Origin of the sequence: Nannocystis pusilla (assembly GCF_026626665.1) — a bacterium.
Lineage (GTDB): Bacteria > Myxococcota_A > Polyangia > Nannocystales > Nannocystaceae > Nannocystis > Nannocystis pusilla.
Window position 1 is genome coordinate 5336284 of record NZ_JAPNKE010000002.1, and the last position, 11374, is coordinate 5347657.

Sequence of the window (11374 nt, forward strand, 5' to 3'; positions counted from 1 at the left end):
TCTTCCCGCGCGCATGCAGTCGAGCGCGCTCCGGTGTTGCTCGGGCCTGGATCCCGGCCAAAACCGCGAGCGGCTCCTCGCCATGATCTACTTCATGTTCGCCACGGGCATCGAGAACAGCTGTCCGACCGTCTCCGGCCGACGCGTCGACGAGATGGAGAAGTGCCGCCATTACGACCAGTGGCGCCGCGACTTCGACCTCGTGGAGGAGTGCGAGATCCGCTACTTGCGGTACGGCCCGCCGATCTATCGGACCTGGCTCGGGCCCGACCGGTACGACTGGGACTTCGCCGACGAGACGTTCGCCGAGCTCCGGCGGCGAGACATCGTCCCGATCACCGACCTCTGCCACTTCGGCGTGCCCGACTGGATCGGGGACTATCAGAACCCCGACTTTCCGGCGCTGTTCGCCGACTACGCCCGCGCCTTCGCCGAGCGTTTCCCGTGGATCCAGCTCTACACGCCCATCAACGAGATGTATATCTGCGCGCTGTTCTCGGCCAAGTACGGCTGGTGGAACGAACAGCTCAAGACGGACCGCGCGTTCGTGACCGCGCTCAAACACATCGTCAAGGCCAACGTGCTGGCGATGGGGCGGATCCTCGAGGTGCGGCCCGACGCCATCTTCATCCAGAGCGAATCCAGCGAGTACAACCACGCGCAGAACCCGGCCGCGATCCGCCCGGCGGAGACGCTCAACGCGGTGCGGTTCCTGTCGCTCGACCTGAATTACGGGCACCGCGTCAATTCGACGATGTACGAGTATCTGCTCGACAACGGCCTCACGCGCGACGAATACCACTTCTTCCTCGCCGGTCGGCTCAAGCACCACTGCGTCATGGGGAACGACTATTATTCGACCAACGAGCACCTCGTCCATCCCGACGGCACCACCGAGGCGTCCGGCGAGATCTTCGGCTACGCGGTGATCACCAATCAGTACTACGCGCGCTATCGCCTGCCCATCATGCACACGGAGACCAACCTGATGGAGGGCCCGGGCAAGAACGAGGCGGTCCGCTGGCTGCGGAAGGAGTGGGCCAACGTCCTGCGCGTCCGCAACGACGGCCTGCCGATCGTCGGCTTCACCTGGTACTCGCTCGTCGACCAGGTCGACTGGGACACCGCGCTGCGCGAGGACAACGGGCGCGCCAACCCGCTCGGCCTCTACGACCTCGACCGAAAGCCCCGCGCGGTCGCCGAGGTCTACCGGCAGCTGATCACCGAGTGGCGCGAGGTCCTGCCGACCCAGAGCGTCGTGCTCGGCCTGCCCATACGCCCTCCGAGCGAGCACGACGACACTGCGACGCGGCAGCTCGTCGCCGGCGCGCGCAGCCGCGAGCGGCGCTACCAGAAGGCGCCGTCGAACGACCAATCTTGAGCCGGGAGCCGACCATGCCGAACACCGCCGAAACACCCACCTCGTGCCGCCGCTTCGCCGGCAAGACAGCGATCGTGACCGGCGGCGCGAGCGGCATCGGCCTCGCCGCCGCCCGCCGCCTCGCCGCCGAGGGGGCGAGGCTGGTGCTCGCCGACTTGCACGGCGAGGCCGCCGATTCGGCCGCACGGGCGCTCGTCGCCGCCGGCGCCGCGGAAGCGCTCGGCGTCGCCTGCGACGTCAGCCGGGACGATCAGGTCGAGGCCTGCATGCGGCGAGCGCTGGACCGCTTCGGCGCCGTCGACGTGATCGTCAACAACGCCGGCCTGATGACCTTCGAGCCGTTCATCGACCTCACCGGCGCCGACTGGGCCCGGGTCCTCGGCGTCGACTTGATGGGCGCGTTCCTGTTCATTCGCCAGGGCCTGTTGCACATGCACGCCGGCGGGGCCATCGTCAACGTCTCGAGCATCCACGCCCGCGAGACCGAGCCCCACGTCGCCCCGTACGCCGCGGCCAAGGCGGCTCTGGTCTCGCTGACCCGCAGCGCCGCGATCGAGGGCAAGCCGCGGGGCATCCGCGTCAACGCGGTGCTGCCCGGGGCGATTGACACGCCGATGCTGTGGGAGAACCCCAACGTGAAGTCGGGCGTCGAGCGGATCGATCGCTCCGAGGTCGGCCACCCCGAGGACGTCGCGGCGGCGATCGCCTTCCTGGCCGCGCCGGAGGCCGCGTTCGTGCAGGGCACCGCGATGGTCGTGGACGGCGGCCGACTCGCCCGCCTGTGACGCTCCCGGCGAGTCGCGCGGTCCGGCGCGTCCGCCGTCGGCCGCGTCCTCCGGCCGCCTCCCAGGCGCGACTGCGACGAGCCGCCGGACCGAGCCGTACCGTAGGCGACAGCGCCACCGCCGTTCGCATCGAAGCCAGAGCGCGAGCTGAGCTCGCTGGGCCGCCACGTACGCCCGCGTCCTGCGAATGGGTCGGAACGCGGTTGACGACGCGGGCCACGCGGATCACGTCAAGCGAGTGAGTCCGCCCCGCACCAGCATGAAGATCGCCGCCGAGGGGCGACGGCGGGCCATCTTCGCCGCGCTCGCCGGCAACCTCCTCGTCGCGCTGACGAAGTTGGCCGCGGCGTGGTGGACGGGCAGCTCGTCGATGCTGACGGAGGGGATCCATTCGCTCGTCGACACCGGCAACGAGGTCCTGCTGTTCTACGGCCTCGCCCGCGCGGCGCGACGGCCCGATCCGATGCATCCGTTCGGCTACGGGCGCGAGCTCTATTTCTGGAGCTTCATTGTCGCGTTGCTGATCTTCGCGCTGGGCGCGGGGGTGTCGATGTACGAGGGGATCGTCCACATCCTGAACCCGGAGCCGATCACCGACCCGCGCATCAACTACATCGTCCTCGCGCTGTCGGCATTGTTCGAGGTCGGCTCCTGGACGGTCGCCTTCCGCCAGTTCCGCGTGGTGAAAGGCGAGCTCGGTTATCTCGAGGCGGTGCGCCGGAGCAAGGACCCGCCGACCTTCATGGTCCTGTTCGAGGACAGCGCGGCCCTCGTCGGCCTGCTGATCGCCTTCTGCGGCGTCGCCGGTAGCGTCGCCCTCGGCGATCCACGCGTGGACGGTCTCGCCTCGATCCTCATCGGCGTCGTGCTCGCGGTCGTCGCCGTCGTGCTCGCCCGCGAGAGCAAGGAGCTGCTCATCGGCGAGCGCGCCGAGCCCCGGGTCGTCGAAGCGGTGCTGGCGATCGCCGCCGCCCATCCGGCAGTGCGGCCGCCAACGGCGCCTTGACGAGTCAGCTCGCGCCCGATCAAATCTTCGTCGCCCTGAGCCTCGAGTTCGAGGACGATCTGCGTGTGCCCGTGGTCGAGGACGCCGTCGCCACGATCGAGGCCAAGGTACGAGCCGCCCACCCCGAGGTCACGGCCCTGTTCATCAAGCCCGAGACCCCGAAGGCGTTCGCGCAGGCGCACGACCGGCTGTTCGGCCCCGAAGCCGCGTCGGGCAGGGAGCTGCAGTCATGACGACACCACCGGCGGCGGCGCCGGCTGGCTGAAGATGGCCGGCAAACTTCACGCGCGGCCAGCTCATGGTTCGCCCTCTGGGACACCGGCGACGGCATCTACGACTCGCGGGTCGTCCTCGACGACTGGGTCTGGTCAGTAGAGGCCTCGCGGCCGCGAGTCCAGCCCGACTGGCGACGCCGGCGATCGCCCGCCGTCACTCCTTGTCGCCCTCGTCGTTCTCGCCGTCATCGTTCGCGTCACGGTCGTCGTGATCGTCCTGGACCCACAACCAGTGCAAGGTCCGGTGCCGGGTGCCCTTCTCGGCGCCGCTTCGGTCGTCCTGGCTCGCGCCGTCGCCCCGACGAGCCTCGCGGCGCGTGGAAGCGACGCGCTCGTCCGCCGCCGAGGGCTTGCTGCAACCGATGCCGAGCGAAACGAGGAGCGTCCCGAGCAACGCGTAATGGAGCGATTTCATGCGCGACCTCCACCGATCAGGATGTGGGTGAGCGCCGGGCTCGCAACTCGCCGAGGGCCGTCGCTGACTCGATCGAATTATCTTTAAAACAGGTCACGTTTTTCCTAACTATTTCGCTAGGTTCTCCTGACGTGCGCCTGTGATCGGCCGCGCGTGACGGAGGTGAATGCCGTCACCTTCGCGGAAGGACCTGCCGCGCGAACTCTCCGCCGGATCGCCGGGAAGCCGAAGGCGGCGCGCTCACGGCCGACCGCGTCGCGCAAGCGGTCGAGCGGTTCGAATGTGTTTCCACATGGTCCGCTACTTCGCACCGGCGCCCGACACGCCTGTCGTGAGCGTTGACATGCGGTCCGCTGCGCGGGTGACACTGCTCTCGATTCTCGTCCGGCGCGCTTCTTGCTCGGCGCGTAGTTCATGCGTTCGACTTCTACACTCGCCATGCTGCTCCTCTGCCAGTGCAACGTGGAATCCCCGCTCTTCGTCACCGAGGGTCCGTCAGGAGGCTCGACGACCGACGCGACGACGGGCGGGCCGTCCGACTCGACCTCGACCTCGACCTCGACCTCGACCTCGGACAGTGAGGCGACTTGGACGGATGGAGAACCCGACCAGCCGACGGAGAGCGGCGGTCCTGGCGAGTGCGAGGGATGGCCGGAGCAGGGTTTCTCGCCGCTCTGGGCTCCGAGTGGTGAAAGCACCGGAGAGCCGATACCGGACCCGGTCGAGTTTGCCTGCCCAGGCGCACGCTGGATCTACGTGTCGACCAGCACGACCGCCTCCTATAGTGATCTGGCGGTCGACTCGCGCGGCCACGTGCTGATCGCCGGGCCCGAATGTCCCGGCTTCGTCGTGCGTGAGCTCGACGCCGAGGGCGCCCTGCTCGATGCGGTGATCGTCGGCCCCCATCCGGAGACGGTGCACCACTTCGCCGGCGTGGACGCCGAGGACAGCCGGTATATCGCGTATGTGCGCTACAGCGGCCAACCCGCCACCGGGATCCGCAAGTACGATCGAGACGGGGTGCTCGTGTGGGAGCGCGAGCTCGGAGCGCCCGAGCCCACCCCGGTCGTATTCGCCGTGAATTCCACCGGCGACACGGTCCTGAGCATGATCTCCGAGGACGACCCGCGCACGCGGCTCATCAAGCACGATGTTGATGGCGCGCTGGTCTTCGACAAGGAGCTGCCCGGCGCGACGATCAGCGTGCTCGATGTCGACACCGCCGGCACGATGGCGGGTTTCGACTGGAGCAGTCAGTCGGGTGTCGCCAAGGGCTCGGCCGTCAAGCTCTCGCCCGACGCCGCGGTGCTGTGGTCGCACGAGCCGGAGGGGGTGATGAATCGGGCGCACGCGCGCTGGCTCGCAGGCGGCGACATGCTGTTCGCGTCCATGTTCTCCGGCACCAACAATTCGACGGTCGGGCGCTACACCGCAGATGGCACGGTCGTCTGGGAGCATCCGGGTCCGCAATCGACATCAACGATTCGGTCGTCGACCTCGCCTCCAACGGCGCGGGCGAGCTGGCCATCGGCATCGACTGGTTCGGCGAGATGCGGGTCGCCAAGGTCGAGGCCTCGGGCGACCCGGGCGTGTCCCATACCTGCGCAACGGACGCGCTGGCGAGCGCCCGGGTGACGATCGGCGCCGACGGCTCGCTGTATCTACTCGGGGCCGCGAATATCGATGGATTCACCCGGGTCTTCGTCGCGGCCTTCGATGGCTCGTGATCGCATGGATGTCCTGAAGGACATGTCAAACGAGGCTGGCGAACAAGAGGACGCACAGCCTGACGCCGGGCGAGCGGTGATGCACGACATGCGGTGGCGGCTCGGCCGTGTCATGCTGCGCCGTTTCAGCGGGTGAGGGTCCCGTCCGGGTTAGCGCCGGAGCACCCGGAAGCAGACCCCAGGCTCGAGGAGAGCGCAAGCCCGCGCAGGGCGGTTTCAGGACAGGTGCAATCTGAGCATCTTCAACCCCGCGCGCAGCAGTGTGCCGGGCGACGGACGGCGGTTATCCTGCATGGCGTGGGGCTCGGCGTTACCGGCCTCGTCGGGTTCGCAGGCTATCGTCGACATCGATCACACGCAGTCTTCCATGTCGCTGCCGGCGACGCAGAGGCCGATCTTCTCGTCGCACTCCCCGTCGTTCGGCCACGGGCATGGGTCGACGGGGCCTGGCGCGTCCTTGTTGCCGGCGATCTTGACGATGCCGGAGACGTCGACTCCGCGCCCCAGGCGGCGGCGTCGGCCTGCGGCAGGGACGAGTTGAAGAGAATGCTCAGGCGGTCGCCGACCTTCGTCAGCGCGGTGAGTCCGTCGACCGACGTGAGGGCCGGGTTGTCGCGGATGTAGAGTTGGCCGTCGACCTCGGCGAGCGCACCGAGGCCGACGAGGTCGACGAGGGCGGCGTTGTTCAGGAGCACCAGCGACTCGGCCGAGACCACCTCGGTGAGCTCGCCGAGCGTCGGCAGTGCTTCGTTGTCGGAGATCTCGACCCGGCCTAGCGAGCTGATGCTGCTCAGGCCGGCGAGCGAGACGAGGACAGGGTTGGAGCGGAGCTCGATGTCGCCGACTTGCTGCAGCGCCGGCAGCGGCCCGAGGGTCGCGATCTCGGTCGACCATACGAAGAGTTCGCGGACCTCGACCAGCGAGGCGAGGCCCGCGAGGTCGGAGATCGGCAGCGAGTTGAGCAGCAGCCGGTCGACCGACTCGAGCTCGGCGAGCGCGCCGAGGTCGGCGAGCGCGAGGTTCTGCGAGAGGACGAGGTCGATCTCGACGTTCGTCAAGGACTCGAGGCCGACAAGGTCGGTGAGGCCGTTTTCGACGAGATTGATCGAGACCATCTGCTGGACGCCCGTGAGCGCCCCGAGGTCGGTGAGCAGCGGGTTGCCGGTCAGGCTCAGCGAAAGGCCGTTCCAGTCCACTGCCTCGAGGCCAGCGAGACTCTGCAGGTTCGGGTTGTCGTTGGCGCTGAGCTCGACAGTGAGCTCGGTGAGCGCCTCGAGGCCCTGAAGGTCGGTGATGCCGACCTGCTGGAGGTGGATGCTGAAGGTGGCCTCGACGCTGCGCAGGCCCGCGAGGTCGGTAAGCGCGGGCAGGCTGACCAGGCCGATGCTCCCGACGGCGGTGAGATTGTGCAGGCCCTCGAGCGAGCTCAGGTTCGGCATAAAGTTGAAGTAGAACCCACCGGACAGTTCCTGCAGGCCGGACAACGGCAACAGGGAGGTGAGTCCCGGCATGTGCCCGAGGCGGAGGGAGCCACCGATCGACGTGAGGCCCTCGAGGCCGGTGAGCGTCGTCAGCGGCGGCGCCTTGCCGCCGTCCTCCGTCGTGATGGCCAGGCTAACGTCGATGCGCGTGAGCGCGGCGAGCGGGGCCAGAGACGTCACGTCGTCGTAGATCAAGAGCGAGCCGGTGATGTGCGTGCAGCCGGCGAGGGCCTCGAGGGCGGCCTGGTTGTGCACCACGACGTCGCCATCGGGACAGGAACCGGCGGCGCCGGTGGTCGAGTCAGCGGTGGTCGAGTCAGCGGTGGTGGGTTCGCCCGCGGTGGTCGCCGGGGTGCTCGGGTCGCTCGTCGAGCCGGATCCGCTGATGTCGACCGTCGTGTCGGTCGTGTCGTTGTCGTCTGCCGTCGCTGGAACACACCCGCCCAGCAACAGGGATCCGATCACTCCATGGATAAGGCGCATCCGCATACGGTAGCACAGGGGGGCACGGTGCTCGGCGATACGGAGGCGTACGAGCGATCGTCGACCCCAGTCGGCCGGGACGGTGCCCCCGGCGCGCCACCTCGTCGAGGATCGCCGAGGCGGCGCGGGGGCACCAGCCGCGCACGGCGAGCACCACCCCGAATGCGACGCCGAGCAGGGCCGCCCGGCTCCGGCCTCGGCGCGCTCGGCAGCAGTGGAGCGTGAGCAGCAGCGCGAAGTTTGACGCCCGGCACGAGGAACAACAGCGCGAGCACTGGCGACAGGCCCGCATCCTCGGCCCGCCGCACCGTCATGGAGTCCGCCTGTCTCGGAGGACAGGAGGATGAGGAGACGACGATGCGCTCGCCGGTGGTGGCGCCGCGACACACGGTCCGTAGCCGACTGGCTGACCAGCGACTTCGGGCGCACCCGGCGTGTGCTCCGCCCTTCAACGCGGCCCGCGTCAGCGCCGAGGTTCAGATGGTCCGCTCCTGTGCAAAAGCATGGAGCATCTCCTGGTTCGAACGTACTATCCTCGGACCCTCAGCCTTGCCGACCTTTGCCCCGCCGGAGAGCCGCCCACCGATGAGATCGTACCCAGCCTCGATCGACGCCCTACTCTCACTGCTCGCGCTCGGCGGTGCCTGTGCCGACGATCCGCGTTCGCTGCGCGCACAGACGCCGGCAGCAGGCAGCGGGGCCTCGCGCCCTGGCGGGCACCGCGTCGATGAGCCGACAGTTCCGGCATCCGACTCGGCGCGACAGATCAGCGAGTACATCGTCGAGATGTACCAGGACAGGGCGGGGAACCTCTGGTTCGGGACGATCTCCGACGGCGTCTGCCGCCACGATGGTGATTCCTTCGTGTGCTTCACCGAACGGGAGGGATTCAGCGGGGGATCGGTACGGGGATCGTGGAGGATGACGCCGGGAGCATCTGGTTCGCCACCGACGGTGGCGTCTATCGCCACGACGGCACGTCGTTCACGACGTACACGGTGGCCGATGGACTGAGCGACAACAAGGTCCTGAGCGCGGCGAAGGACCGCCATGGAACGCTCTGGTTCGGAACCGACGGCGGCGTCTGTCGCCACGACGGCACGACGTTCTCGAGCTTCGCGCTCCCCTTGGCCACATCCGTCACGGACTTCCCGACGGGCAATCGTTCGCCCTGGCTGGTCTGGAGCATCCGCGAGGACCGCTCTGGGAACCTGTGGTTCGGCACGAATGGAAGTGGCGTGATCCGCCACGACGGGGAGGTGTTCACGAGGTTCACAACACGCGAGGGGCTCGCCAATGATTTTGTCTTCAGCATCCTCGAGGACCGGCGCGGGAACCTGTGGTTCGGGACTAACGGCGGCCTCTCCCGCCACGACGGAGCGGCATTCACGACCTACACGACGAGCGATGGGCTGGGCAGCCACGACGTCTGGGCGATGATCGAGGATCGCAGCGGCAATCTCTGGCTCGGCACCGGCGGCGGCGGTGCGACCCGCTTCGACGGGACATCCTTCATGACCGTCTCGGAGAAGGATGGCCTCGGCAACGGACACGTTCAGAGCCTCCTGGAGGACCGTAGCGGCCGACTTTGGATCGGTACCTCCGGGGGCGCGTATCAGTTCGACGGTCACCGGGCGGTCCACATCACACGTGGGTGGCGTGGCGACCGTTCCGAGCTGCGCGTTCAGTCGCCGGCCGGGGGGACAGCGCCGTAGATGGCGCTCTGCCAGATGGCATCCAGGGCATCATCGGGGGGTCACGGGGCCATTCGCTGGTGACCCCCAAGCTCGTCAGGTTCGGAGGCGAGGCGCGTCATCGGCGTCTTGATCCTCGTCGTCGTCGAGTTCGACTTCTTCCTCGACCTCGTCGACCACGACGTCGCGGCGAGCATCACTCCCGCATGCACGTAGGGCCGGAGCACCGCCGGCCGGGATCTTGTAGTTCTTCGCGCGCAGCCGGGTGTCGAGCCCGCTCGCGGCGCTGTTCGACCGCACCCTGGCGCAGCACCCGGAGGCGTGGTCGATGGCTCCGAGGCCGACACGCTGACGCTCCTCACGGCGGGGAGATCAGGGCTCTGCCCCGTCGATCTCGATCACCTCGATCGGCCCGAGGGGCTCGACGACGACCCCGAGGCCGATAAGCCGATCATGCCGCCGGACGAGAAGGCGCTCGCCGCCCAGGATCGCCATCGGATAGACCAACGAGACCTCAAAGAGGACCGTGTCACCGGCGCGGGGCGTCGGCGTCGACGTGCGGAGGGTAGCCCCCTCGCTCGCCGTGCCGATCACCACCTGGCTGGTGAACACCTCCGCGAGCTCGCGGGGCCAGCCGCCCTCGTCGGCGGCGAGGAGGCGGACGCAGGCGGTGAAGCGGCGGCGAAGCGCGAGCGAGTCGGGGGCGGCGATCGTGAGCCCGCGGCACACCCGTCGCCACATACGCCACCCTTCGTCTGCGCGCGCCGGCACGGTGACCCCGAGGAGCTCGCCGGGGCGGCCGACGTCGACCACGCGGTCGAAGGCGTGGAGGCTCGCGGCGACGCGGCGGGTGCGGAGGAGCCGGTCCTCGGGGGCGAGCCAGCGGTGGTGGGTGGTGCCGAGGAGGTCGAACTTGTCGCCGATGCGGAGGGTCCCGCGCTCGATCCGGGCGGCCGCGACCGCGCCCTGGCCGGCGATCGAGAAGCCGCGGAGGACCGACATCCGCAGCGGCGCCGTCGGGTCCCGGGGCGGCGCGACGAGGCAGCGATCGATCGCCTCGGCCAGCTCGAAGATCGACCGCTTCCATCGGTCATCGCCGGTGAGCGCCGGCAGGGCCGCGCCGCGGATCACCGGCGCCTCGTCGCCGTCGAGGCCGCAGGCGTCGAGGAGGACCCGCGCCTCGAGCTCGGCGAGGTCGACGAGCTCGGGGTCGTCGTCGCGGTCGCATTGATTGATGAAGACGATCGCCCGCGTCGTGTCGTGGTGGGCGGCGATCCGGAGGAGCTCGCCGACGCGCCCATCGGCGGCCGAGGCCCCGCTCGCCGGCGAGATCACGAGGATGATCGCCTCGGCCCAGGTGAGCGGCGCGATCTGGGTGATCGCGCGGGTCGTCCTGCCGGCGAGGTCGAGGTGGGCGATCCGCCAGGTCTCGGTCGTGTATTCGAGCCAGCGCGCGGCCTGGGTCTCGACCTTGCCCTCGCGGTAGTACTTCCCGCCGCGGGTGAGCTCGATGTAGTCGACGACCCGGGCGTCGCTCCGCGGCCCGAGGAGCCGTGAGAGGGCCGCGGCGAGCGTCGTCTTCCCCTGTTGTGGAGGGCCGATCGTCGCCACCGTCAGCGGCGGCCGGAGTCGCGCGGGCGTCACCGGCGGGGTGTATCACGGCCAGCGAGTCGAGCGGCGCCGCGGCCCGCCGAGCGTCCCGGAGTACTGCCGCGCCACGCCGACCGACATCTCGCCCTTCTTCGCCAACCCGGTGCCGATTCGTCGCGGCGACCGGAGCCGAGCTGGATCGGTGGCTCCGGCGCGACCTCAGCGAGCTCGCGCTCGCCGCCATCATGATCGATGGGATCTACGTCGACCAGCACGTTGTCCTGATCGCGCTCGGCTTCGACGAGACCGGCGCCAAGCACGTCCTGGGCGTCCAGGAGGGCGCGACGGAGAACCGCGTGAAGCGCTGGCGCGGCGGCTCGATGATCCTGCGCTGGATTGGTGCCACCATCCACGAGCTGCAGCGCGGCTTCCATCGCATCAAGGGCTATCGCGGCATGAAAGACCTCGTGACCGCCCTTCGTACCCGCGACGCTCAACTCGATCCACCCATTGACGTGGCCGAGAAGGTCGCGTAAG

At 69.0% G+C, this 11374-nt stretch carries 10 protein-coding genes and 1 pseudogene; 6 read left to right on the top strand and 5 right to left on the bottom strand.

Annotation, left to right across the window (positions count from 1 at the left end; translation table 11 throughout):
• Positions 1 to 82 precede the first annotated feature (82 nt).
• The 3 genes and pseudogenes from OV079_RS23540 (at position 83) to OV079_RS23550 (ending at position 3405) form a co-directional block, all read left to right on the top strand.
• Complete coding sequence (locus tag OV079_RS23540; protein ID WP_267771109.1) at positions 83 to 1381, top strand: family 1 glycosylhydrolase; 1299 nt, start codon at positions 83 to 85, stop codon at positions 1379 to 1381.
• 14 nt (positions 1382 to 1395) lie between these two features.
• Positions 1396 to 2166: an SDR family NAD(P)-dependent oxidoreductase gene (locus OV079_RS23545; RefSeq protein WP_267771110.1), complete on the top strand. Its 771-nt coding sequence runs from the start codon at positions 1396 to 1398 to the stop codon at positions 2164 to 2166.
• A gap of 259 nt (positions 2167 to 2425) precedes the next feature.
• Positions 2426 to 3405 (top strand): annotated as a pseudogene (locus tag OV079_RS23550) (cation diffusion facilitator family transporter).
• A 196-nt stretch (positions 3406 to 3601) separates the two neighbouring features.
• Here OV079_RS23550 and OV079_RS23560 read toward each other — a convergent pair.
• Positions 3602 to 3862 (bottom strand): hypothetical protein, encoded by a 261-nt coding sequence (locus OV079_RS23560; RefSeq protein ID WP_267771113.1) that lies wholly within the window; start codon positions 3860 to 3862, stop codon positions 3602 to 3604.
• Positions 3863 to 4618: 756 nt separating this feature from the next.
• Between OV079_RS23560 and OV079_RS23565 the strand changes: the two genes are divergently transcribed.
• Positions 4619 to 5497: a hypothetical protein gene (locus OV079_RS23565; RefSeq protein WP_267771114.1), complete on the top strand. Its 879-nt coding sequence runs from the start codon at positions 4619 to 4621 to the stop codon at positions 5495 to 5497.
• A 427-nt stretch (positions 5498 to 5924) separates the two neighbouring features.
• Here OV079_RS23565 and OV079_RS23570 read toward each other — a convergent pair whose 3' ends face one another.
• Together OV079_RS23570 and OV079_RS23575 are read right to left on the bottom strand one after the other, a co-directional pair.
• A complete protein-coding gene (locus OV079_RS23570; RefSeq protein WP_267771115.1) occupies positions 5925 to 7553 on the bottom strand; it encodes a leucine-rich repeat domain-containing protein in 1629 nt (542 codons plus the stop codon).
• 476 nt (positions 7554 to 8029) lie between these two features.
• The gene (locus OV079_RS23575) at positions 8030 to 8428 is read right to left on the bottom strand and encodes a hypothetical protein (protein ID WP_267771116.1); all 399 of its coding nucleotides are present in this window, start codon (positions 8426 to 8428) and stop codon (positions 8030 to 8032) included.
• Between the two features lie 39 nt (positions 8429 to 8467).
• Here OV079_RS23575 and OV079_RS23580 point away from each other — a divergent pair, with 39 nt between their 5' ends.
• Positions 8468 to 9268 carry a ligand-binding sensor domain-containing protein gene (locus OV079_RS23580; protein WP_267771117.1) on the top strand — a complete coding sequence of 267 codons (801 nt, stop codon included), beginning with the start codon at positions 8468 to 8470 and terminating at the stop codon, positions 9266 to 9268.
• Positions 9269 to 9343: 75 nt separating this feature from the next.
• On the opposite strand, the gene OV079_RS23585 is transcribed toward OV079_RS23580, so the two are convergent.
• Together OV079_RS23585 and OV079_RS23590 are read right to left on the bottom strand one after the other, a co-directional pair.
• Entirely contained in the window at positions 9344 to 9547 is a 204-nt protein-coding gene (locus OV079_RS23585) for a hypothetical protein (protein WP_267771118.1), read from the bottom strand.
• Between the two features lie 72 nt (positions 9548 to 9619).
• On the bottom strand, positions 9620 to 10891 hold the full coding sequence (locus OV079_RS23590; RefSeq protein ID WP_267771119.1) for a GTP-binding protein: 1272 nt from the start codon (positions 10889 to 10891) through the stop codon (positions 9620 to 9622).
• A gap of 191 nt (positions 10892 to 11082) precedes the next feature.
• Between OV079_RS23590 and OV079_RS23595 the strand changes: the two genes are divergently transcribed.
• The gene (locus OV079_RS23595) at positions 11083 to 11373 is read left to right on the top strand and encodes a hypothetical protein (protein WP_267771120.1); all 291 of its coding nucleotides are present in this window, start codon (positions 11083 to 11085) and stop codon (positions 11371 to 11373) included.
• Position 11374 lies beyond the last annotated feature (1 nt).